The 24,339-nt window shown below is 69.4% G+C and carries 15 protein-coding genes; 11 read left to right on the forward strand and 4 right to left on the reverse strand.

From position 1 onward, the window contains the following. The first annotated feature begins 20 nt into the window (after positions 1-20). A complete protein-coding gene (locus OHA25_RS26805; RefSeq protein WP_327590225.1) occupies positions 21-1,262 on the forward strand; it encodes a cytochrome P450 in 1,242 nt (413 codons plus the stop codon). A 3-nt stretch (positions 1,263-1,265) separates the two neighbouring features. On the opposite strand, the gene OHA25_RS26810 is transcribed toward OHA25_RS26805, so the two are convergent. Beyond that, on the reverse strand, positions 1,266-2,972 hold the full coding sequence (locus OHA25_RS26810) for a hypothetical protein (RefSeq protein WP_327590226.1): 1,707 nt from the start codon (positions 2,970-2,972) through the stop codon (positions 1,266-1,268). Between the two features lie 520 nt (positions 2,973-3,492). Here OHA25_RS26810 and leuS point away from each other — a divergent pair. Continuing rightward, positions 3,493-5,973: a leucine--tRNA ligase gene (gene leuS / locus OHA25_RS26815; protein ID WP_327590227.1), complete on the forward strand. Its 2,481-nt coding sequence runs from the start codon at positions 3,493-3,495 to the stop codon at positions 5,971-5,973. A gap of 100 nt (positions 5,974-6,073) precedes the next feature. On the opposite strand, the gene OHA25_RS26820 is transcribed toward leuS, so the two are convergent. Continuing rightward, positions 6,074-7,039, reverse strand: coding sequence for a TIGR03557 family F420-dependent LLM class oxidoreductase (locus OHA25_RS26820; RefSeq protein WP_327590228.1), 966 nt, complete (start codon positions 7,037-7,039; stop codon positions 6,074-6,076). A 422-nt stretch (positions 7,040-7,461) separates the two neighbouring features. On the opposite strand from OHA25_RS26820, the gene OHA25_RS26830 reads away from it, so the two are divergent. After that, positions 7,462-10,602, forward strand: coding sequence for a S41 family peptidase (locus OHA25_RS26830; protein ID WP_327590229.1), 3,141 nt, complete (start codon positions 7,462-7,464; stop codon positions 10,600-10,602). A 241-nt stretch (positions 10,603-10,843) separates the two neighbouring features. Here OHA25_RS26830 and OHA25_RS26835 read toward each other — a convergent pair whose 3' ends face one another. After that, the gene (locus OHA25_RS26835; RefSeq protein WP_327590230.1) at positions 10,844-11,854 is read right to left on the reverse strand and encodes a MalY/PatB family protein; all 1,011 of its coding nucleotides are present in this window, start codon (positions 11,852-11,854) and stop codon (positions 10,844-10,846) included. Positions 11,855-12,017: 163 nt separating this feature from the next. Between OHA25_RS26835 and OHA25_RS26840 the strand changes: the two genes are divergently transcribed. The 3 genes from OHA25_RS26840 (at position 12,018) to OHA25_RS26850 (ending at position 15,741) form a co-directional block, all read left to right on the forward strand. Continuing rightward, complete coding sequence (locus OHA25_RS26840) at positions 12,018-12,863, forward strand: aminoglycoside adenylyltransferase domain-containing protein (protein WP_327590231.1); 846 nt, start codon at positions 12,018-12,020, stop codon at positions 12,861-12,863. 89 nt (positions 12,864-12,952) lie between these two features. Beyond that, complete coding sequence (locus tag OHA25_RS26845) at positions 12,953-14,305, forward strand: glycoside hydrolase family 43 protein (protein WP_327590232.1); 1,353 nt, start codon at positions 12,953-12,955, stop codon at positions 14,303-14,305. Next, positions 14,302-15,741, forward strand: a complete 1,440-nt coding sequence (locus OHA25_RS26850; protein ID WP_327590233.1) for a family 43 glycosylhydrolase — start codon at positions 14,302-14,304, stop codon at positions 15,739-15,741. The genes OHA25_RS26845 and OHA25_RS26850 overlap by 4 nt, the downstream gene beginning before the upstream one ends. Positions 15,742-16,002: 261 nt before the next feature. Here the strand turns inward: OHA25_RS26850 and lexA are convergent, their stop codons facing one another. Beyond that, entirely contained in the window at positions 16,003-16,710 is a 708-nt protein-coding gene (lexA, locus tag OHA25_RS26855; RefSeq protein ID WP_327590234.1) for a transcriptional repressor LexA, read from the reverse strand. A gap of 1,155 nt (positions 16,711-17,865) precedes the next feature. On the opposite strand from lexA, the gene OHA25_RS26860 reads away from it, so the two are divergent. The 5 genes from OHA25_RS26860 to OHA25_RS26880 all read left to right on the forward strand — a co-directional run bounded on the left by OHA25_RS26860 (position 17,866) and on the right by OHA25_RS26880 (position 24,160). Continuing rightward, on the forward strand, positions 17,866-18,378 hold the full coding sequence (locus OHA25_RS26860; protein WP_327590235.1) for a LysM peptidoglycan-binding domain-containing protein: 513 nt from the start codon (positions 17,866-17,868) through the stop codon (positions 18,376-18,378). A 542-nt stretch (positions 18,379-18,920) separates the two neighbouring features. Continuing rightward, the gene (gene nrdR, locus OHA25_RS26865) at positions 18,921-19,376 is read left to right on the forward strand and encodes a transcriptional regulator NrdR (protein WP_327590236.1); all 456 of its coding nucleotides are present in this window, start codon (positions 18,921-18,923) and stop codon (positions 19,374-19,376) included. Beyond that, positions 19,373-22,186, forward strand: a complete 2,814-nt coding sequence (locus OHA25_RS26870; RefSeq protein ID WP_327590237.1) for a vitamin B12-dependent ribonucleotide reductase — start codon at positions 19,373-19,375, stop codon at positions 22,184-22,186. Before nrdR ends, OHA25_RS26870 begins: the two co-directional genes overlap by 4 nt. A 232-nt stretch (positions 22,187-22,418) precedes the next feature. Further along, positions 22,419-22,739 carry a helix-turn-helix transcriptional regulator gene (locus OHA25_RS26875; RefSeq protein WP_327590238.1) on the forward strand — a complete coding sequence of 107 codons (321 nt, stop codon included), beginning with the start codon at positions 22,419-22,421 and terminating at the stop codon, positions 22,737-22,739. A gap of 185 nt (positions 22,740-22,924) precedes the next feature. Further along, positions 22,925-24,160, forward strand: a complete 1,236-nt coding sequence (locus tag OHA25_RS26880; RefSeq protein ID WP_327590239.1) for a PP2C family protein-serine/threonine phosphatase — start codon at positions 22,925-22,927, stop codon at positions 24,158-24,160. The last annotated feature ends 179 nt before the right edge of the window (positions 24,161-24,339 follow it).

The raw sequence follows: 24,339 nt of genomic DNA on the forward strand, positions 1-24,339 counted from the left end.
CTTTTCCGAATGATGGCCTTATGAGCGTCCTCGACTTCGACCTGTCGGACCGTGACTTCTGGGCCAGGCCCATGGAACAGCGCGAGGAGGCGTTCGACCGCCTGCGTGCCCGCGCCACCCCCGCGTTCTTCGAAGAGATGGACATCGGCTTCGCCCCCAAGGGTCCGGGCTACTACGCGCTGGTCAAGCACGCCGATATTCTGGATGCCAGCCGCAACCCGGAGATCTTCTGCTCGGGTGACGGTGGAGCGACGGGCATTCCGGACATGCCAGCGGAATTCGCCGAGTACTTCGGCTCGATGATCAACATGGACGACCCGCGGCACGCCAGGCTCCGCAGGATCGTCTCCCGTGCCTTCACTCCCAAGATGATCAAGCAGTTCGAGTCGGACGTCGAGGCGGCGGCGGTCGGCATCGTGGACGACCTGCTCGCCAAGGGGCCCGGCTGCGACTTCGTGACCGAGGTGGCCGCCCGCCTGCCCTTGAAGATCATCTGCGATATGATGGGCATCCCGGAAAGCGACTACAAGTTCGTCTTCGACCGCTCGAACACGATCCTCGGCGGCTTCGACGCCGAATACGGCGGCACCGACGTCAGCGAGATCGCCACCCGCCTGCTCAACGCCGGGATGGAGCTGCAGCAACTCGTGCAGGACCTGGCCGCCCACCGTGCCGAGCACCCCACCGACGACCTGACGTCGTCCCTGGTCAACGCCAACATCGACGGCGAGCGGCTCACCATGCAGGAGCTCGGGTCGTTCTTCATCCTGCTCGTCGTGGCCGGCAACGAGACCACGAGGAACGCCATCTCGTACGGCCTGCGCCTGCTCACCAAGAACCCCGACCAGCGCGCCCTCTGGCTGCAGGACCTCGACGGCCATGCCCCCGGGGCCGTGGAGGAGATCGTCCGCCTGGCCTCCCCGGTGAACTTCATGCGCCGCAAGGTCACCAGAGACTTCGAGATGAACGGCAACCTCTACCGCAAGGGCGAGAAGGCGGTGCTGTTCTACTGGGCCGCGAACCGGGACGAGTCCGTGTTCGCGAACCCGTACCGCTTCGACATCACCCGCACCCCCAACCCGCACGTCGGCTTCGGCGGCCCGGGCCCGCACTTCTGCCTCGGCTCGCACCTGGCCCGGCGGGAGATCACGGTGATGTTCCGCGAGCTGCTGCGCCGCGTCCCGCAGATCGAGGCGGGCAAGCCGGACCGGCTGCACTCCATGTTCATCAACGGCATCAAGCACATGGAGTGCACGTTTTAGCGTTTAGCCCTGCGTGGAGAGCCTGAGCTGGTTCATCACCGTGCGGATGTCGGGCAGGAGCTGCTTGCTGTCCGACGGGATCGACATGTAGACGATCGCCGGGACGCTGCCGCCGGTGTTGATCGCCATCGTGACGATCGTGGCCTTCTCGGTCTCCGACGTCAGCGAGTACGCGATCAGCCGGCCCGTCTGGTCGCCCACCTTGATCGGCTGCTGGGCGATCTTGCGGACCTTGTTGTCCGCAGGGAAGAAGCGCTTGCGGGCGGTCAGCACCACCTGCTTGATGACCGGCTCCAGGTTGTCCTGCTCGTAGTACGAGGCCAGCTTCGGCATGAGCGGGCCCGACATGAGCTGGGCGTACCGCTCGGGCGCGACCTCGACGTACTGGCGGGTGTCGAAACCGAACGTGCCCTTGACCGTGACGCGCTGGTCCAGCTGCCACTTGCCGCCGAGGCGCGGGACGGAGATCCCCGCGGCGGCGTCCGGCACCCTGCCGAGGACGGGGGAGGCCTTGCCGGGGTAGGCCGGCAGCTTGCCGATCGTCGTCGAGGACTTGGTGGCGCTCGGCTTCGGCGAGGCCGTGGGCTGGCCGGAGGCGACGGCGGAGGTCGGGTCCTCACCGGCCAGCGGGCCCGCGAGGAACGCCCACAACAGCGCGATGACCAGCGCGACCGCCACGGACCCGCCGAGGGCGTAGATCCAGACGGGCCTGCCCTCGCCCTCGTCGTCGTCCAGGACTTCCTGGTCGCCCATGGCCTGGTAGTTCTCGCCGAAGACGGTGTTCCAGAGCTCCTGCTGGCGCTCGGGCGGAGGGGTGCGGGAGCCGCTGATCTGGCCCGCCGTCACGAACCGGTGCTCCGGGTCCGAGGGGTCGCGGCTCAGGTTGGAGCCCGGGCGGGATGCCGGAGACTCGTTGCCGTCCTCGGTGGGGGGCGTGCCTATATGGGTGGAATCCATCGGGGTGGAGGGGACCGCGCGATCGTTGAGCTGGTTCCCGGAGTGCTGGGCGGGGTGGGGCTGGGGCGGTGGGCCGTGGGGTGCGGACAGCGCGTCGTGCGGCGGGGGTCCGGCCGGGGCGGCCTGGTCGTACGCCGCCGTGCGCGGGTCCGGCGCCTGGCTCGCATGGCCGCGCTCGCCCTGCGGCCAGGGGGCCGGGGCGGACAGGTTGGACCAGGCGCCGGGGGCCGGGGTCGGCGGCTGCGCCCACGCGGGCACCGGGTCCGGCACGGGAGGCTGCGCTCCCCCGGAGTTGAACCCGGCATCGGCACGCGAGCCGGCCGGGGCGGACGGTCCGGCGGCATGCTGTGGCGCGGCCTCGGGCCACGAGGTTGGCACGTCCTGGGGCTCCGCCCAGGACGCGGGTCCACCCTGCGGGGAGACGTTCGGCGACGATGACGATGGTCCGGGCTGCGGTGCGGCGTCGGGCCAGGAAGAGGACGGTCCGGGCTGCGGTGCGGCGTCGGGCCAGGACGTCGGCATGTCCTGGCGCGGCGGCTCCGGCCAGCCGGCGTCCTTACGCGGTGGCTCGGGCCAGCCCGCGTCCTGGCGGGGCGGCTCCGGCCAGGACGGGCCGGAGTCCTGGCGGGCGGCGTCGCGGCGCGGCTCGGGGCGTGACGGCTCGGGCCAGGATGCGTCCTGGCGCGGCGGCTCCGGCCAGGCGGGGTCCTGGTGCGCGGCCGGCCGCGGGGTCTCCGGCCACGACGTCGGCACGTCGGACGCGGGGGAGCCCGGCCACGGAGAGGGAGACGACTCAGGCCAGGATGGGGGCAGGTGAGGTCCGGAGTTATCCGTTGCCATTGCTGCCGGCCCTCCCGAAGTTGTGTCCGGATCAACCCTTATATCCGGATTTGACGTACCAGGCATGATCTCATGGGATTTTCCAGGAGATGCCGGTGGTTCCGCAGCGAAACGAGTGAAGCCATGAGGATCGGTGGGCGGATCCTGCAAGGGCAGGCCGTCCTCCGGTCGATCAGGCTTAGCTCGGTACACCACGGCGACAAGGGTATTCTTGAGGGACGAATGAGGTCACAACGGATACATCACCATCAGGTCTCGCTGGACCTGAAGGGTCCATTGTGCATGCGCACCTCGATCGAGAACCTGCATTCATCCGAAGAGGTGCGCTAGGCTTGACACATGCGTTCCGCGACCCTGCTTCTTAGCGGGCCGCGACGGCCCTGAGATCTCGCCGTCGCGGCTACCCCTCGTCGTGTGCACGGGGGGTTTTCTTATGGGTCCGAATCAAGCCAGAAGGACAGTAGCCGTGAGTGAGTACGACCCGCAGGCGCTGCAGGCCAAGTGGCTGCAGCGCTGGGAGGAGCAGGAGCCCTTCCGGGCGAGCGAAGAGCCCGCCGACCCCCGCGAGCGGCGCTACATGCTCGACATGTTCCCCTACCCGTCGGGTGACCTCCACATGGGCCACGGCGAGGTGTTCGCCATCGGCGACGTCGTCGCGCGCTACTGGATGCAAAAGGGCTACAACGTCCTGCACCCGATCGGCTGGGACTCCTTCGGCCTGCCCGCGGAGAACGCCGCGATCAAGCGCAACGCCCACCCGGCCGAGTGGACCTACGCCAACATCGAGACGCAGGCGCACTCGTTCAAGCGCTACGGGATCTCCTTCGACTGGTCGCGCCGCCTGCACACGAGCGACCCCGACTACTACCGCTGGAACCAGTGGCTGTTCAACCGCTTCTTCGAGCGTGGCCTGGCCTACCGCAAGGGCGGCCTGGTCAACTGGTGCCCCAACGACCAGACGGTGCTGGCCAACGAGCAGGTCGTGGCCGGAAAGTGCGAGCGCTGCGGCGCCGACGTCATCCGCCGCGAGCTGACGCAGTGGTACTTCAAGATCACTGACTACGCGCAGCGGCTGCTGGACGACATGGACCAGCTGACCGGCTGGCCGGAGCGGCTGCTGACCATGCAGCGCAACTGGATCGGCCGCTCCGAGGGCGCCGACGTGCTGTTCACGATCGAGGGCCGCGAGGAGCCGGTCCACGTCTACACGACGCGGCCCGACACGCTGTTCGGGGCCACGTTCTTCGTGGTCGCCGCGGACGCGGCGCTGGCCGACGAGATCGTCACCGACGAGTGGCGGGAAGCGTTCGAGGCCTACCGCACCGAGGTGGCCCGGCTGAGCGACATCGAGCGCCTGGCCACGGACAAGGAGAAGACCGGCGTCTTCCTGGGCCGCTACGCGATCAACCCGGTCAACGGCGAGCGCATCCCGGTCTGGGCGGCCGACTACGTGCTGTCCGACTACGGCCACGGCGCCATCATGGCCGTGCCCGCTCACGACCAGCGCGACCTGGACTTCGCGCTGAAGTTCGACCTGCCAGTGAAGGTGGTCGTGCACACCGGCCTGGCCGACCCGGGCGAGACCGGCGAGGCCACGCCCGGCGAGGGCACGCTGGTCAACTCCGGCCCGCTGGACGGGCTGGAGAAGGCCGAGGCCATCCGCAAGATCATCGAGGTCTTGGAGGCCGAGGGCAAGGGCACGGGCGCGATCAACTTCCGGCTGCGCGACTGGCTGCTGTCCCGGCAGCGTTACTGGGGCACGCCGATCCCGATCATTCACTGCCCCGACTGTGGCGAGGTCCCCGTCCCCGACGAGCAGCTGCCCGTCACGCTGCCCGACCTGCGCGGCGAGGCGCTGTCGCCCAAGGGCGTGTCCCCGCTGGCCAGTGCTACCGACTGGGTCAACGTCGAGTGCCCCAAGTGCGGCGGACGCGCCCAGCGCGACACCGACACGATGGACACGTTCGTCGACTCGTCCTGGTATTTCCTGCGTTACTGCTCGCCGGGCTACACCGACGGCCCGTTCGACGTCGAGCAGGTGCGCAAGTGGGGCCCGATCGACCAATATGTCGGCGGCATCGAGCACGCGGTGCTGCACCTGCTCTACTCCCGGTTCTTCACCAAGGTCCTGCACGACATGGGCATGCTGGACTTCAGCGAGCCCTTCCAACGCATGCTGAACCAGGGGCAGGTGATCAACGGCGGCAAGGCCATGTCGAAGTCCCTGGGCAATGGCGTGGACCTGGGCCAGCAGATCGACGACTTCGGCGTCGACGCCGTACGCCTGACCATGGTGTTCGCCGGGCCGCCCGAGGACGACATCGACTGGGCGGACGTCTCGCCGCTGGCCTCGCAGAAGTTCCTGGCCCGGGCCCTGCGCGTGATGTCGGAGGTGACCAGCGAGCCCGGCGTGGCAGTCGAGGGCGGCGACGTCGAGCTGCGCAAGGTCACCCACCGCACGATCGACGAGGTCACCCGGCAGATCGACTCCTACAAGTTCAACGTGGCAGTGGCGCGGATGATGGAGCTGACCTCGGCCGCGCGGCGGGCCATCGACGTGGGCCCCGGCCCCGCCGACCCCGCCGTCCGTGAGGCTGCGGAGACGCTGGCGATCATGCTGTCACTGGTGGCTCCCTATACCGCCGAGGAGGGCTGGGAGCGGCTGGGCCGCACCGGCCCCGTCGCCTTCGGCGGGTGGCCGAGCGCCGACCCCGTGCTGCTGGTGCAGGAGTCGGTCACCTGCGTGGTGCAGGTGGCGGGCAAGGTGCGTGACCGGCTGGAGGTGTCGCCGGACATCACCGAGCAGGAGCTGCGGGAGCTGGCCCTGGCCTCAGAGAAGGTGTCCGCCTACCTGACGGGCATGCCCCGCAAGGTGATCGTCCGGGCGCCCAAGCTGGTCAACATCGTCCCGTAGCGTCGTCCCGCCCGGAGAGCCCACGGCCCTGGGAGTCTCGGCTCTGGGAGTCCCGTCCGTGGGAGTCCCGTCCCTGAGATTCCAGGGCCGGGGATCCTCGTCAGAGGGTGCGCAGGGCCGGGAGCAGTTCCTTCTCCGCCCAGTCGAAGAAGGGCTGCTGCTGGTCGTGGCCGATCTGGACCAGCGCCACGTGCGTGTAGCCCGCGTCGGCGAACTTCTGGACCCCCTGGACGACCGCGTCCACGTCGTTGCCGCACGGCACGCTGTGGGCCACGTCCTCAGGGCGTACCGTGCCGGCCGCGGCGGCGAAGTTCACCGGCGCGGGCAGCTCGGCCATGACCTTCCAACCGGCCGCGGCCCAGCGCCACAGCTGGTGGGCGCGCCGTTCTGCGGCCTCGGGGTCGGTGTCGTAGGCGAGCGCGAGCTGGCCGTAGACCGGCTTGCCCTGGCCGCCCGCGGCGTTGAACTGCCGGACGACGTCCGGCATCGGCTCGTTGACGACCAGCAGGTCGCCGTACTCGGCGGCGATCTCCGCCGACTGGCCCCCCGAGGCGGCGATGCCGATCGGCACCCGCTCGTCCGGCAGGTCGTAGAGCTTGGCCGAGTCCACGTCGAAGAATTCGCCTTGGTAGGTCACGTAGCCGCCGCCGAACAGCTCCTTGATGATCTGGATGGCCTCGGCGAACATCCGGTGCCTGGTGTCCACGGGCGGCCACCCCTCGCCGATGACGTGCTCGTTCAGGTTCTCGCCCGCGCCGAGGCCCAGCGTGAACCTGCCGTGGCTCAGCACGCCCATCGTCGCGGCCTTCTGCGCCACCACGGCCGGGTGGTACCGCATGATGGGGCAGGTCACGTACGTCATGAGCGGCAGCCGCTCGGTGACCTGGGCCGCCGCGCCGAGCACCGACCAGCAGTAGGGGGAATGTCCCATCTCCTCGAGCCACGGGAAGTAGTGGTCGGAGATGACCGCGTAGTCGAAGCCGATCCGCTCGGCTGTCGCGGCGTAGTCCACGAGCTCGCGGGCCGGGGTCTGTTCGGACATCAAGGTGTAGCCGATTTGCACCATGCGTCCGGACTACCCGTGTTTGTCCGTATTAGCGGCGCCGGGCCGGAGATCATCGATGGCCGAGCTCCTCGAGCACCAGCCCCAGGCCGATGCCCAGAAGCCAGATGTCCTTGGAGATGCCGATGCCCTCTTGGGGCGGGCACGAGCAGGACCGTGCCGAGGACGATCTCGGCCCGCGACAGCAGCCGGGCGAAGGTCACCGGGTCCATGCGGCCGAGGAACGGGTACGTGCCTGCGGCCATCCCGTGCAGGCCGGCGGCGCCCTGATCGTCCACGCTCGTCTTGTCGAGTCCGGAGCTCAGGATGATGGCGGCGGCCAGACGGGGCGGCACACCCTGGACTTGACCGTTCCCTGGGCCTGGTGGGTCCGCCAGGAGGGGAATTCATGGGCTGGGCTTGGTGTCGGGCATTAATGTTCAGCTGTGACGAACGGCGCATACCTGAGATATCCACATCTGCACGGTGACCTGGTCACCTTCGTAGCTGACGACGACGTTTGGCTGGCTCCCCTCGCGGGGGGAAGGGCCTGGCGCTTCACCGCCGATCGGGTGCCGGTGTCGGATCCGCGGTTCTCGCCCGACGGCAGCCACATCGCGTGGACCGGCGGCAGGGAGGGTGCCCCGGAGGTGTTCGCGGCCGAGATCGACGGACCCGAGGGGGAGCGGCTGACCCACTGGGGCAGCGACACGACCCGGGTGCGCGGGTGGACCGAGGACGGAGCCGTGCTGGCGATCAGCTCGACGGGGCAGAGCCATCGCGTCAGGAACTGGGCCTACGCGGTGCCGCTCGACGGGGGACCGGGGACGCGGCTGCCGTACGGATGGGCCAGCGACGTCGCCGTCAGCGACGGGCGGGTCGCCACCGTGTCGGCGATGTGGCGCGAGCCGTCGCAGTGGAAGCGATACCGGGGCGGGACCGCGGGCAAGATCTGGGTGGACGCCGACGGGAGCGGGGAGTTCGCCCGGTTGTTCGCCGACAGCACGGCGCAATACTGGTCCGTCAGCTGGGTGGGGGACAGGATCGTCTTCCTGGCCGACCTCGACGGGACCGGGAACCTCTACTCCGCCCTGCCGGACGGCTCCGACCTGCGCAAGCACAGTTCCCACGAGGAGTTCTACGCCCGCCACGCCACCGCCGACGGACAGCGGGTGATCTACAGCCACGCCGGGGACCTGTGGTTGCTGGAGAGCCTGGACGCGGAGCCTCACCGGCTGGATGTCCGGCTCGGCGGGCCGAGGCCGGGACGGGCCAGGCGGCCGGCGCCCACGCGGGTCGGCTCCTACGCGCCCGACGCCACCGGGCGGGCCAGCGTGGTCGAGATCCGCGGCACCGCGCACTGGGTGCCCCACCGTGACGGCCCGGCGGGTGCGCTGCGTGTCCAGCCGGGCGTTCGCGTACGGCTGCCGCGCGTTCTCGACGGCGACGGGCGCGCCATCTGGGTGTCGGACGTCAGCGGCGAGGACGGGCTGGAGATCGGCACGCCCGGCGGCGAGATACGCACGCTGGCCACCGGGCAGCTCGGCCGGGTGCTGGAGCTGGAGGCCGCGCCCGACGGCAAACACGCGGCCGTCGCCACGCACGACGGGCGGTTGCTGGTCGTCGACCTCGAGTCCGGCGGCCTCCGGGAGCTCGACCGCACCACGCAGGGAGACCTCAGCGGACTGACGTTCTCGCCCGACTCGCGCTGGCTGGCCTGGGAGCATCCGCACCAGCGCCCGCTGTCGCAGATCAAGATGGGGCGGGTGGACGGCACGTCGGTGATCGACGTGACGCCGGTGCGGTTCGACGACTACGACCCGGTCTTCACCAAGGACGGCAAGTATCTGGCGTTCCTGTCAGCGCGGACGTTCGACCCCGTGTACGACTCCCACGTCTTCGACATGTCCTTCCTCTACGGGTGCCGGCCGTACATCGTGCCGCTGCAGGCCGGCACGCCGTCGCCATTCGACCCGTCGCTGCAGGGGCGGGGCTTCAACGGCGAGGACGACAAGCCGAACAAGGACGACAAGCAGGACGACGCGCCGCCGCGGACCGAGGTGGACCCTGAAGGGCTCGGCTCGCGCGTGGTGCCCGTGCCGGTGCCCGCCGGACGCTACGGCAACCTGCGCACCGCCAAGGACGCCCTGCTCTGGCTGCGATACCCGCTCACCGGGCAGCACGGGGACGAGCCGTCGCAGGAGATGGTGCTGGAGCGATACGACCTGAAGAAGCGGGCCAAGAGCGAGCTGGGCAAGGAAGTGCGCTCGTTCCAGGTCAGCGGCGACGGCACCAGGCTCGTCACCCATGGCAAGAACGGCCTGCAGACCCGCGCCGCCACCGAGGGCGACGAGGTCGTCACCGTCGACCTGGACCGGATCACCGTCCAGATCGACCCGGTCGCCGAGTGGCGGCAGGGCTTCCACGAGGCCGGTCGGCTCATGCGCGACCACTTCTGGCGTGCGGACATGGGCGGCGTCGACTGGCAGGGCGTGCTCGACCGGTACGCGCCGTTCGTCGAGCGCATCGGCGCCCACTCGGAGCTGATCGACCTGCTCTGGGAGGCACAGGGCGAGCTGGGCACCTCCCACGCCTACGCCGCCGCCCCCAACGGCGGCTCCGACCCGCGCCGCCGCCAAGGGCTACTCGGCGCCGACCTGACCAGGGACGCCGACGGCGTGTGGCGGGTCGAGCGCATCCTGCCCGGCGAGTCCTCCGACCACGCCGCCCGCTCGCCCCTGCTCGCCCCCGGCGTCGCCGTCCGTCCGGGCGACGCGATCGTCGCGGTGGGCGGGCGTCCGGTCGATCCCGTACGCGGGCCGCTCGCCCTCCTGGCCGGCACCGCGAACCAGCCCATCGAGCTCACCGTCCGGCCCGCCTCCGGCGGCGACCCGCGCCGCGTCGTGGTCAGCCCGATCGCGGACGAGACGCCGCTGCGTTACCACGACTGGGTGGAGGGCCGGCGGACGCTGGTGCGGGAGGCGTCGGACGGGCGGCTCGGGTATCTGCACGTGCCGGACATGGTGGGGACGGGGTGGGCCCAGTTCCATCGCGACCTGCGTACCGAGATGGCCTTCGACGGGCTGATCGTGGACGTGCGGCACAACGGCGGTGGGCACCTGTCGGAACTGATCCTGGAGAAGCTGTCCCGCAAGGTCACCGGGTGGGCGCGGGCGCGCGGGTACGAACCCCGGCGGTATCCGATGGACTCCCCGCGGGGACCGATCGTGACGATCACAGACGAATTCGCGGGCTCGGACGGGGACATCGTGAGCGCGGGGATCAAGAACCGCGGCATCGGGTCGCTGGTGGGGACGCGGACGTGGGGCGGGGTGATCGGGATCGACTCCCGGTACAACCTGGTCGACGGGACCCGGGTCACCCAGCCCCGGTACTCGTTCTGGCTCGACGGGCCTGGATGGGGCGTGGAGAACTATGGGGTTGATCCGGACATCGAGGTGGTGATCACGCCGCAGGATCGGGCGGCGGGGCGGGATCCGCAGCTGGACAAGGCGATCGAGCTCGCGCTCGCCGCCCTGGCGGAGAACCCGCCCGCCACCCCGCCCGACCTGCCACCCCTGCCCTGACGCCCCGCGCGGGGCCGCGCCTGACGGTCCGCGGCGCCGCACGTGCGGCGGTGCTCACGTGCGGTGGTGCTCACGTGCGGTGGTGCTCACGTGCGGTGGTGCTCACGTGCCACGGTGCCCCGCGGCCACCAGCCTGGCTCGGCGTCAGGCCGGGAGTCGCCTGTCTGGGAGCGGCGGTGCCGCCGGGCGGGGCGCCGGGTCAGATGGTGGCCACGCGCCATAACGCGTGGCCGGGTGAGGGTCAGCGGAGGCGGGACAGGCGGTTGAGGATCTCGGCGAGGACGGGCTCGCTGGTGGCGAAGTTCAGGCGGACGTACTCCGCCCCACCGGGCCCGAAGCCCGCCCCGTCCGTCAGCAGCACCTTGGCCTCCCGTTCGATGACCTCCGCCATCCCCGTCCGCCCCACATGCAGCCACGCCAGATACGTCGCCTGGGGAATCCGATAGCCGAAGGTGGCGGGCAGGCGGGCGGCGATCGTGTGCCGGTGACGATCCAGCAGGAGGCGAACCCCGTCCAACCAGGCGTCGCCGTGCCGCCACGCCGCCACCGTCGCCTCGACCCCGAACAGGTTGGCGGAGCCGTACAGGAAGGGCGGCTGCGCCTCCAGGGCTTTGCGGACCCCCTGGTGCCCGAGGTGGGCGACCGAGAGGCGGATGCCGCCCAGGTTGAACGCCTTCGTCGCGGACGTGAGGGTGACGGTGCGTTCGGGGAGGATCGTGGCGAACGGGATGTGCCGGTGCGGCTCGAAGGTCAGGTCGGCGTGGATCTCGTCCGCGATCACGAGCAGATCGTGGCGTTCGGCCTGCTCGGCCAGGTGGGTCAGCTCCTCGCGAGTGAACACCCGGCCGGTCGGATTGTGCGGGTTGACCAAGAGCAGCACCCGGCAGCCCGACAGGTCGGGCACCTCGAAGCGCCACGAATCGCCGTCGGGCTCGGCCTGGATGGCGTGCAAGGGGCGGTCCATGACCTGCAGCGTCGTGAGGAACGGATGGTAGGCGGGAGTGTGCACGGCCACCCCGTCGCCGGGCTTGGTCCAGACGTGGAGCAGGACCTGGAGTGCCTGGTTGAGGTCGTTGAACGAACGTACCTGCGACGGGTCGGGCGACCAGCCGTACCGGCCCGCCATGCGCTCGGCGAACGCCTCGGCCAGCGGCCCCGCGTTGGGCTTGTCCAGCCAGGCCGGGTAGCCGAGGTCGGTGCCGGCCCGCCGGCGCAGCGCCTCGATGACCTCGGGCGCGGTGGGCAGGTCCATGTCGGCTATCCAGGCGGGAATGATCCCCGGACCCGCCTTCGCCCACTTAAATCCATCATTTCGTGCCTTGAGGTCGTCTAGGCGGTATGCGGTATTCACCTGGACATTCTAGGATTTAGATTGTGATGAGGCGGCGGCGTCGATTGTGGCAGGCTGAGCGGTGATGACGCCCCACCCGAAGATCGACGCGATTGTCGAGACATACCTGTCAGTGGCCGACGCGGCGGCTCCCGGGCTCATCGAAGGGCTCTACCTCGAGGGGTCGGCGGCGCTGGATGACTACCGGCCGGCCACGAGCGACGTGGACTTCGTCGCGGTCACGGCCGCCGGGCCGCCGATCGAGACGCTGGAGCGCATCCACACCAGCCTCGGCGCCCACCCGTTCGAAGGCGTCTACGTGACCTGGGACGACCTGCGCCGCAACCCCTTGGACCTCGGGGCGCGCCCGCAGGCCCACGCCGGCAAGCTCAACCCCCAGGGCGGCCTCAACCCGGTCACCTGGCATACGCTGGCCCGCCACGGGGTGACCTGCCGCGGTCCCAAGGCGGGGGAGCTCGACATCTGGACCGATCCTGCCGTCCTCGCCGCCTGGACCGACGCCAACCTCGACCGCTACTGGCGGCGCCTGGTGACCCGGGCTTCCCACCTGTTTTCGCCGTGGGGGCTGGCATCGCTGGGCCCGTACGCCACCGTGTGGATCGTCACGGGCGTCTCCCGGCTGCACTACACGCTCGCGACGGGCGAGCTCACGTCCAAGACGGGCGCGGCGCGGCATGCGCGGAAAACGTTCCCCGAGCGCTGGCACCGCGTGATCGACGAGGCGCTGCGGCTGCGGGCGGACGACACCGCGGAGCCCTCGCTCGGGTGCTTGGTCTCGGGGCTGGGTGAGCACTTCGGCACACCCCGGCGCTCGCTGTACGGCTCCCCGTTCGAACGGCGGCATGACGTGCTCGACTTCGCGGACCAGGCGATCAAGGCCGCGCACGACCTGTACACCGCTGGGGATTGACGGCGGATCGGCCCTGGGGTACGAATGCGATCACCGCGCCCTCGTCGGCGTGGTGAAATGTTAGCGCTAACATCACAGAGGGGCCGCGGATGCGTACACGTGGAGTCACTCGAAAGGCGTTAACCGGCGTCGTCGCGCTGCTCGCCGCCATCGCGGCCGTCGTGTTCGCACCCGGGGCGGCCCACGCCGCCGGGCCGGCGCCGCACTACCTGATGACCGCGTTCACCAACAGCAGCGAGTCCAACATGTACGTCTACGACTCGGCGAACGCCACCACCTTCTCGCTCGTCCGCGCCAACGCCTACACCCCGCCGTCCGGCCTGATCCGCGACCCGAGCGTGCTGCGGCACACCGACGGCTACTACTACCTCGTCTACACCACCAACTGGACCGGCGACACCATCGGCTTCGCCCGCAGCGCCGACTCCGTGACCTGGACCTTTCTCCGCAACGTCACCGTCGGCCTGAACGGCGCCACCGGCAGTACCTGGGCGCCGGAGTGGTTCAGGGACTCCGACGGCAGCGTCCACGTGATCTACTCGGCGTCGACGACGGGCACGGCAGGGCAATTCCGGCCCTACCGGATCACTGCCACGAACAGCGCCTTGTCGTCGTGGAGCGCCCCGACGCCCCTGGGCATTCCGGCGAACTACATCGACAGCTTCGTCGTCAAGGTGGGCTCCACGTACCACAACTTCCTCAAGAACGAGACGACCAAGTACATCGAGCACGCCACCGCCACCTCGCTCAACGGCCCCTGGCAGTTCACCGGCACCGGGAACTGGGCCGGCTGGGGCTCGGGCCTGGAGGGCCCGGCGCTGACGCGGCTGCCGGACGGCCGGTGGCGGATCTACTTCGACAACTACACCGGCGGTCGCTACTACTACGCCGACAGCTCGAACCTGACCTCGTTCGGCGCCAGGGTCGAGCTGGCCGGCCTGTCCGGCACCGCCAGGCACTTCACCGTGCTGCGGGAGGACGTCGGCGACACGACCGCGGTGCCCACCGGCAACCGCTCGCTGCGCTCGGCCAACTTCCCCGACCGGTACGTACGCCACCGCGACTACCTGGCCTACGTGGACCCGCTCAACTCCGCCAGTCCGCTCGCCGACCGCAGGGACGCCACGTTCGCCGTCGTCGCCGGGCTGGCGCATGCCGGCTGCTACTCCTTCCAGGCCGTCAACCAGCCCGGCTACTACCTGCGGCATTACAACATGCGGCTGACCCTGCAACGGGACGACGGGTCGGCGATCTTCAAGAGCGACGCCACGTACTGCGGGCGGGCCGGACTGGCGGGCGGGGGCACGATCTCGTTCGAGTCCTACAACCTGCCCGGCCGCTACCTGCGGCACTACAACTACGAGATGCGGCTGGACCTGTGGGCGTCCGGCTCGGTGTTCGCCGGCGACGCCTCCTACACCGTCACCTCGCCGCTGTCATGAACGCCACCCTCCGCAGGGTCGCCGCCCTCGTCCTGGCTACGCTCCTCGCCGTGATCGTCAACGTGACGCCGGCGGGCGCCTCGCCCGCCGTCCAGTACAGCAACCCACTGGCCGCCCAGCGCGCCGACCCGCACATCTTCCGCCACACCGACGGCTACTACTATTTCACCGCGACCGTCCCCGAGTACGACCGCATCGTGCTGCGCCGGGCCACCACCATCCAGGGTCTGGCGAGTGCGCCGGAGACGGTCATCTGGCGCAAGCACGCCACCGGCGAGATGGGCGCGCACATCTGGGCGCCGGAGATCCACTTCATCAACGGCAAGTGGTATGTGTACTTCGCGGCGGGCCGGGCCGACGACGTGTGGCGGATCCGGATGTACGTCCTGGAGAGCTCCAGCGCCAACCCGCTGACCGGCGCCTGGACCGAGCGGGGCCGGATCGCCACCCCCTGGGACACCTTCTCCCTGGACGCCACCACCTTCGTCGCGAACGGCGTGCGTTACCTGCTCTGGGCACAGCAGGAGCCGGGCATCGCGACCAACTCCAACCTCTACATCGCCCGCATGGGCGCCAACCCTTGGACGATCACCGGTCCCACGACCCGGCTGACCGTGCCCACGCTGGCCTGGGAGACCCGGGGCTACAAGGTGGCCGAGGGGCCCTCGGTGCTGCAGCGCAACGGGCGGCTCTTCCTCACCTACTCCGCCAGCGCCACGGACGCCAACTACTGCCTCGGCCTGCTGACGGCCTCGGCGTCGGCGGACCCGCTCCAGGCGTCCGCCTGGACGAAGAGCTCCAATCCCGTCTTCGCCTCCAGCGCCGCGACCAGCCAGTACGGTCCCGGCCACAACTCCTTCACCACGTCGGAAGACGGGCAGAGCGACATCCTCGTCTACCATGATCGCAACTATCGCGATATTTCAGGCGATCCCCTGAACGATCCCAACCGGCGGACCCGCGTACAGAAGGTGTACTGGCGGGCGGACGGCACCCCGGACTTCGGCATCCCCGTGCCGGATGGGGCGACGCCGGTGCGGCTCATGTCGTACGACACGCCGGGATCGGCGATCAGGCACTACGACTACAGGGCCCGCCTGGAGGCGAACGTCACGCCGCTGGCGGACTCCCAGTTCAGGATCGTCACGGGGCTGTCCGGGACGGGGACGGTGTCGCTGGAGTCGACCAACTTTCCCGGGTATTACCTGCGGCATCGCAACCATGAGGCGTGGGTGGAGCGGCGCGACGGCACGAGCCTGTTCAACGCCGACGCCAGTTTCCACCGGCGGGGCGGGCTCGCGGGCTCGGGCACGGTCTCGTTGGAGTCGGTGAACTTCCCCGGGTATTTCGTGCGACATCGGGGCGGTCAGGTGTGGCTCGAGCGGAACGACGGGACCAGCGCCTTCCGGGACAGCGCCAGCTTCATCCTGGAGTGACGCCCGCCTTGGGGCCGTGGGGCTGACGTCGGGGGCCCGTGCGCGCATGTGGCCTCCGACGCGTCGCCGTGCGCGACGACTCGTGTCCCGTGTGATGGTTCGCGTGCCACACGACGGTTCGTGTGCTGCGCTCCGAGTCGCGCGCGCCGCGGAGCGAGCCGGCGAGGTCGGCGGTGCGGTGCCGTGCCCCGTCAGTGCATGTTGTGGCGCGCGCCGGAACGCGGCGCGGCGAGGTGACGCGCGCCCAAGCCGCCGACCTGGTCAGAGCCGGCGCAGGACCGCTACGACCTTGCCCAGGACGGTGGCCTCGTCACCGGGGATGGGCTCGTAATTGGTGTTGTGCGGGACGAGCCAGACATGGCCGTCCTTGCGCTTGAAGGTCTTGACGGTGGCCTCGCCTTCGATCATGGCGGCCACGATGTCGCCGCTCTCCGCCACCGGCTGCTGGCGGACGACCACCCAGTCGCCGTCGGCGATGGCGGCCTCGATCATGGAGTCACCGGCGACCTGAAGGAGGAACAGCGTGCCTTCGCCGACGAGCTGCTTGGGCAGCGCGAAGACGTCCTCGACGCTCTCCTCGGCCAGGATCGGACCACCGGCGGCGATGCGGCCGACGAGCGGGACGTAGGCAGCCGTGGGACGGCTGATCGTCGACTCGTCATCCGCAGCGTCCGGGTCCACCCACAACACCGGCTCGCCCGGCAGGCGCACCTCAAGGGCGCGCGGCCGGTGCGGGTCGCGTCTGAGGTAACCCTTGCGCTGCAGCGCCGTCAGCTGATGGGACACGCTGGACGTGCTCGTCAGCTGCACCGCTTCGCCGATTTCCCGCATGGAGGGCGGATAGCCGCGCTGTTGCACCGAGTCGCGAATCACTTCGAGGATCTTGCGCTGCCTGGGCGTCAGGCCCAGAGAGTCGCGTCTGCGCACCGCGAGGTCGCTGACCCCGTTTGCGTCATCCCGCTCGGTCATGCCCTGCCTCCTCGCCCGGCCGCCCGCCTCACCGGCGGACCTGCCGTTCTGTGGTCTCGATGTCGCACACAGCGACGTTATCGCTGTTGAAGATCATCTTCAAACAATTGTTCGAGTCTTCCTCGAAATTGTCGCCAGTGTGGTGTACAACATCGTACGGGAGTTCGATCGACACCGTGTTCGATTTGCTGATCTTTATTCGGCCTTTTCCTCAGGCCACACGGCAGGAGGTCATCCATGCGAACGACCACAAACACGAACACGACCAGCGAAGACGCCAAGCGGCTCACCCTCATTGCCGATGCTACGCAGAGTAAGGACCGACGGGGAGACAATACGCGGACCGAGATCGCTTCCCGTGGAAATTCCGGTAAGAGGTTGGGGCTCCGTTCGAGTGACGGGGCAAGGCGCGGAGGGCCCTCGCCGGACGCGGCGGCGGCCCGGGGTCAGGGGAGGCCTCGCCTGCGCCTCGTCCCACCGCCGCATTCCGGGACGAACGCGGACGACACGCCCGCGTCGGGCGGCCAGGGTCGCCGAGGGCACGGAGCCGGTACGGGTCGGGGAGGGCCTGGAACCGGCGGGAGCCCCGGCGCTGCCGCGGGGCGCGGCAGGCTCGGGGCGAATGCGGGGCCAGGCGGTGGCACGGGCCGCGGAAGACAGGCGACAGGCACGAGACTAAGCGGTGCCGCGGGGAGCGGCAGTGCTGGGGCTGTGGCGAGATTGGCCGGGGTCGCGGAAAGCGGCGGCGCTGGGACCGTTGCGAGGCAGGGCGGCAGTGCGGGCAGCGGCGGGGCTGGGGCTGGTACGAGGCGGGGCAGCGTTGGGACTGGCGCGAGACTGGGCGGCGTTGCGGGCAGCGGCGGCGCTGAGACGGGTGCGAGGCCGGGTGGCGCCGCGGGCAGCGGCAGCGTTGGGGCTGATGCGCGGCTGAGTGACGCTGGGACTGGCACGACGCTAGGCGGCATTGTCGGCGGCAGCGGCGCTGGGACTGGCGCGAGGCTAGGCGGCACTCCGGGCGGCAGCGGGGCTGGGGCGAGGCTGGGCGGCACTCCAGGCGGCAGCGGGGCTGGGGCGAGGCTGGGCGGTGCCGCGGGCAGCGGGGGAGCCGGGACTCGTACTGGGATCGGTCGTGGTGTGGAGCGTGGTGGGCCCGGGGTGGGCAAGAAGCGTGGCGGGTCGGCCGCGGGCAGGGTGCGGGCCAAGGCGGCGTCGGGGGTCGGGCCGGGAACGGCTGGGTCGCGTCGCCGGCGGGGAGGCGGCGCGAAGGGCGCTGATCGCCGGTGGAAGCGCAGGGCCGGTGTGCGGCGTGATCGTCGCGCGGCGTCGCGGCTTGAGCGTCGCGCCGCGCCGCCGGTGCGGCTGACGCGCCGAGGGCGGGCCGTGCTGGTGGTGGCGGTTGCGTTACTGTCCCTGGGCGGGTTCTGGCTCGGCACACGTGCCGTCAGCCATGCGGCGGTGAAGGTCGTCGTTCCCAGCACGGCCGGGCTGCCGTGGGTGGAGGTGCGCCAGGGGGACACGCTCTGGGCCATCGCCGACGTGCTCTCCGGAGGCGAGGATCCCGGAGCCGTGGTCGCGGAGATCAAGCGCCTGAACGGGCTCCCCGACTCGATCATCCATCCCGGCACGCGCCTCTATGTCCCGAGGGACATCGCCGGAGTGGTGCGCTGATCGGCTATGTCCCGAGGGACATCGCCGGAGTGGTGCGCTGATCGGCGCGGATCCCGACGACGTCGTGGGAGTGACGACGTCATGGGGGCTACGACGTCGTGCGAGTGGCAACGTCGAGGGTGTCGTCTCGTGAGGTGACAACGCCCAAGGAGGGCGGCGTGGAGACGCTGCGGCGCGGTGTCTGAGGGATGGATCGAACAGCAAGTGGCCTGCGGTAGCGTTGTGAGGTTTGTTCACGCCCGTGACCGTTAGCAATACATGTGACACGGCCGCGCCTCCATCCTGCCATCCGGGAAGGCCGACACGCCCGAGGCTCCAGATGACCGTGGGCTGATCAGCGACTTCAGCCGGATGGGCCCGCCCAACTTGCGTTCATGGTCGCGCGCTTCTACGGTTGGACCACAACATCTAGTAGTTACACCGATGTAGTTCACCACACCTTGTGTTTCCGTGACCGCTCCATGGCCAGCCGTGGAGTGTGCGTGAGCGTCCCGTCACAACCCTTTTGCGTGTGTGGTGGCCGCAGGTCGAGGAGGCGAAGCGTGCACTGTCCGTTCTGTCGCCACCCTGACACCAGGGTCATCGACAGCCGCTCGACGGACGACGGCGCGGCCATCAGGCGCCGGCGCACCTGTCCGGAGTGCGGGCGCCGGTTCACCACGCAGGAGACCGTGCTGCTCATGGTGAGCAAGCGCAGTGGAGTGACGGAGCCGTTCTCGCGGGACAAGGTCGTCGCGGGCGTACGGCGGGCCTGCCAGGGAAGACCGGTCAGCGAGGACTCACTGGCGCAGCTCGGGCAGCGGGTGGAAGAGGCCATCAGGGCCAAGGGCGCGGCCGAGCTTCCCTCCAACGAGGTGGGCCTGGCGATCCTGGGCCCGCTGCGGGAGCTCGACGAGGTGGCCTACCTGCGTTTCGCATCGGTGTATCGCGGTTTCGAGAGCCTGGCGGACTTCGAGGCCGAGATCAAACAGTTGAAGGTGGAGAAGGGGGAGTCATGACGGAGACGGCCAGCGGTTCAGTAGCGCGCGGGGGCAAGCGTCCGCGTAAGGGGCTGAAGATGAAGCGGATCTTCACCAAGCCCGGCGTGCACCCGTATGACGAGATCCAGTGGGAACGCCGCGATGTCGTCATGACCAACTGGCGCGACGGCTCGGTCAACTTCGAGCAGCGGGGCGTCGAGTTCCCCGAGTCCTGGTCGGTCAATGCGGCCAACATCGTGACGACCAAATACTTCCGGGGCGCCGTGGGCACCCCGCAGCGTGAGTGGAGTCTGAAGCAGCTGATCGACAGGGTCGTCGGCGTCTACACGCGCACCGGGATCGAGCACGGCTATTTCGCCAGTGACGAGGACGCCGAGATCTTCGATCACGAGCTGAAGCACGCGCTGGCGCACCAGGTGTTCGCGTTCAACTCGCCGGTGTGGTTCAACGTGGGCACCCAGTCACCCCAGCAAGTAAGCGCTTGTTTCATCCTCTCCGTGGACGACCAGATGGAGTCGATCCTGGAGTGGTACAAGGAAGAGGGTGTGATCTTCAAGGGCGGCTCGGGGTCGGGGGTCAACCTGTCCCGGATCCGTTCCTCGAAGGAGTTGCTGTCGAGCGGCGGCACCGCGAGCGGGCCGGTGAGCTTCATGCGCGGCGCCGACGCGTCCGCGGGGACGATCAAGTCCGGTGGCGCCACCCGCCGGGCGGCCAAGATGGTCGTGCTCGATGTCGATCACCCCGACATCGAGGAGTTCATCGAGACCAAGGCGCGCGAGGAGGACAAGATCCGCGCGCTGCGGGACGCCGGTTTCGACATGGACCTGGGCGGCAAGGACATCGTCTCCGTCCAATACCAGAACGCCAACAACTCGGTGCGCGTCTCGGATGAGTTCATGCGGGCCGTCGAGAAGGGCGAGAAGTTCGGCCTGCGCGCTCGCCTCACCGGCGAGGTGATCGAGACGGTCGACGCCCAGGACCTGTTCCGCAAGATGGCCAAGGCGGCCTGGGAGTGCGCCGACCCGGGTCTGCAGTACGACGACACGATCAACGACTGGCACACCACCCCGGAAACGGGGCGGATCACCGCCAGCAACCCGTGCAGCGAATACGTCCACCTGGACAACTCCTCCTGCAACCTGGCCAGCATCAACCTGCTGAAGTTCCTGAAGGACGACAACTCCTTCAACGTCGCCGACTTCGTCAAGCTGACCGAGCTGATCATCACCGCGATGGACATCTCGATCACGTTCGCCGACTTCCCGACCGAGAAGATCGGCGAGACCACGCGGGCGTACCGGCAGCTCGGCATCGGCTACGCCAACCTGGGCGCGCTGCTGATGGCGACCGGCCACGCCTACGACTCCGACGGCGGCCGTGCCGTGGCGGGGGCGATCACGTCGCTGATGACCGGTGTGTCCTACCGCCGCAGCGCCGAGCTGGCGGGCGTCGTGGGACCGTACGACGGTTATGCCAGGAACGCCGAGCCGCACAAGCGCGTCATGCGCAAGCACTCGGCGGCGAACGACTCCATGCGCACGATCGGCTCGATGGACGCCAAGATCCACGCCGAGGCGTCGCGCCAGTGGGCGGAGTGCCTCAAGCTCGGCGAGAAGAACGGCTACCGGAACGCCCAGGCCAGCCTCCTGGCGCCGACCGGCACCATCGGGCTCATGATGGACTGCGACACGACCGGCATCGAGCCGGACCTGGCGCTGGTCAAGTTCAAGAAGCTCGTCGGCGGCGGCTCCATGCAGATCGTCAACCAGACGATCCCGCGGGCGCTCAAGCAGCTCGGCTACCAGCAGGAGCAGATCGAGGCCGTCGTCGAGTACATCGCCGAGCACAGCCATGTCATCGACGCGCCCGGCCTGCGCAAGGAGCACTACGAGGTGTTCGACTGCGCGATGGGCGAGCGGGCGATCGCGCCGATGGGGCACGTCCGCATGATGGCGGCCACGCAGCCGTTCCTGTCCGGCGCCATCTCCAAGACGGTCAACCTGCCCGAGTCGGCCACGATCGACGACATCGAGCAGGTCTACATGGAGGGCTGGACGCTCGGGCTCAAGGCGCTGGCCGTCTACCGCGACAACTGCAAAGTCGGCCAGCCGCTGTCGGCCGGCAACGGCGCCAAGAAGGAAGAGGCGGCCAAGGAGCCCGAGGTCAAGGTCATCGAGGTCAACCGGCCGACCCGGCGGCGCATGCCCAACCAGCGGCCGAGCATGACCACCCGCTTCACGGTGGGCGGCGCCAAGGGTTACATGACCGCTTCGTCCTACCCCGATGACGGGCTCGGCGAGGTCTTCCTCAAGATGTCCAAGCAGGGTTCGACCCTGGCGGGCGTCATGGACGCGTTCTCCGTCGCGATCTCCATCGGACTCCAGTACGGGGTGCCGCTGGAGACGTACATGAGCAAGTTCGTGAACATGCGGTTCGAGCCGGCGGGCATGACGGACGACCCGGACATCCGGATGGCCACGTCGGTGATGGACTACATCTTCCGCCGCCTGGCCCTGGACCACCTGCCCTACGAGGAGCGGGCGGCCCTGGGCATCTTCTCGGCGGCGGAGCGGGCCGCGCAGCAGCGCGGGGAGGACCCGGCGGCGTTGCAGGAGACGGTGGACCGCGAGGCGCTGGCCCAGTCGGCGCCGATCGAGGAGAAGCCGAAGGAGACCCGCCCGGGACCGGCGGCCCAGGAGCTGACGCTGGAGAGTCACCAGCGCTTCACGGCCGACGCGCCGCTCTGCATGACCTGCGGCACCAAGATGCGTCCCGCGGGCAGCTGCTACGTCTGTGAGGGCTGCGGCTCCACCAGCGGTTGCAGCTGACTCCCCGAAGTCCTCCGGTCTAACCGGAACTCGGCGCCTTGGCTGAGGCCTTGCTGATGCTGGGGTTGTGAAGAGGCCCGGCCTTTTGGCCGGGCCTCTCTGCTGCTGTGACCGACCCGCCAGTAGGTGGGGGTTACTCCAGAGGATCACCTGAAGATGTTTTCCTCATATAAACTTCAGGTGTGTGCCGGGGTTCTGGCTCTTCTCTGCTTGCCGAGGGACGGTCACGGACGTGGGCGACGCTGCTGATCGACGCTCCAGTTGGACATTTCTGACCAACCACGCCCGCGTGCTGCTGCTCATTGCGGCTGATCCGCAAGTGCGGGTCCGCGACATCGCCAAAGGCATCGGCATCACCGAACGAGCTGCCCAGAGCATCGTGACCGACCTGGTGGGGGCTGGCTATGTGGAGCGGGAGGGCCGCCGTAACCGCTATGCCATCCTTCCGGGTCGGCACCTGCGTCACCCCAGCCAAAGCACCATACCTGTTCAAGCGGTCATCGACCTGTTCGCCTGCTTCGGTTTGCCCGCCGGTGGCCCCGGTCCTCGCTGAGGACCGCCTTCCCGTTGGCGGGACCTTTGCCTGGCCCACCCGCCACGGTGATGACGATGAGCAGGCCGGCGATCGTAGCGTGGATCTCACCCCAGGGAGATCAACGGCGGGGTGGAAGCCCGGCCCGGCCGACAGGCTGCGCATGGTTCATGGGCCACTCCGGCGCGTGGTGCGGGAAAGAGGGGGTGAACCCGGCCATGGGCAAGGAGATCGTGGACCGGTCGGAGGGTTTCGGTGAGCGCCTGCTCGGCCTCCTGCTGGACAGGGCGCGGTTGTTGCCGCCGCAGCTGGTCGCTCCGCTGGTCGCGGAGGAAGTGGCCAGAATCGGCGGTCGTGATGTCTCCATTCTGCTCCAGGACTACGCCCAAGAGCTGCTGGTGCCGCTTCCGGGCAGGAAGCTGCACGTGGGCCAGCCCGAGCCGATCGCCGGCTCCCCCGCCGGCCGGGCCTTCCTGCGCGTGGATGTTGTCGAGGTGCCCCAGGCCCGCGGGGTACGGATGTACCTGCCCCTGCTGGACGGAAGCGATCAGGTGGGGGTGATGGCGCTGACCATGGACGCCGTCACCGATGACGACCGGCGCCTGCTGCGCCGGCTCGCCGGGCTGGTCGCGGACATGCTGGTCACCAAGAACTGCTACACCGACCAGTTCTTCCTGGCCCGGCGCCGGGAGCCGATGAGTGTGTCCGCGGAGATCCAATGGAGCCTGCTGCCGCCGCTGTCGATGTGCGTGCCGCAGGTCGAGGTGGCCGGCATGCTGGAGCCCGCCTACCGCGTCGCCGGCGACAGCTTCGACTACGCCCTGAACGACGACATCCTGCACGTGGCTGTGATCGACGCGATGGGCCATGGCCTGGACGCCGCCTCGATGGCGACCATCGCCATCGGCGCCTACCGGCATGCCCGGCGCGTGTTCGTCAGCCTGGCCGAGAAGTACACCTTCATGGACGATGCCGTCTCCCGGCAGTTCGGGCCCGACCACTTCGTCACGGCGCAACTGATGCACCTGAACATCACCACTGGTGAGCTGGAGCTGGTCAACGCGGGCCACCCCGCGCCGCTGCTGATCCGCGATGGCCGGGTCCTGTGCAAGCTGGAGAGCGCGACGACGCTGCCCGTCGGCTTCGGCGGTGAGGAGCCCCGGATCGCAGAGCACCTGCTCCAGCGGGGCGACCGGGTGCTGTGCTACACCGACGGCATCATCGAGGAGCACGTCACCGGCGGGGAGCCGTTCGGTGAGGAGCGCCTCATCCGCTGCGTCGACCGTCTGGGGGAAGAGCCGCCGGCGGGGGTGCGGGCGGATCTGCGCCGGCTCTCCCACACCCTGATGGGGGAACGGGGCCGGCGCACCAGCGACGACGCCACCCTTTTCATGATCGAGTGGCGCGGGGGCGCCGCCGACCACCTCGCGGTGCTTGACTGAGCAGCCCCGATCGGTGTTCGCCGTACGTGACCGTCGACCCCGACCCGGACCCCACTCACTGGCCGGGGAGTCGCGTTCTGGCTGGTGCGCCAGTAGCGTGACGAGATCAATCTCGACGACAGCGACGGCATCACCCGGCTCGCTTGCCACGATCCCCTGCGGGTCGGCCGTCCGGGACA

Source organism: Nonomuraea sp. NBC_00507 (assembly GCF_036013525.1).
Classification (GTDB): domain Bacteria; phylum Actinomycetota; class Actinomycetes; order Streptosporangiales; family Streptosporangiaceae; genus Nonomuraea.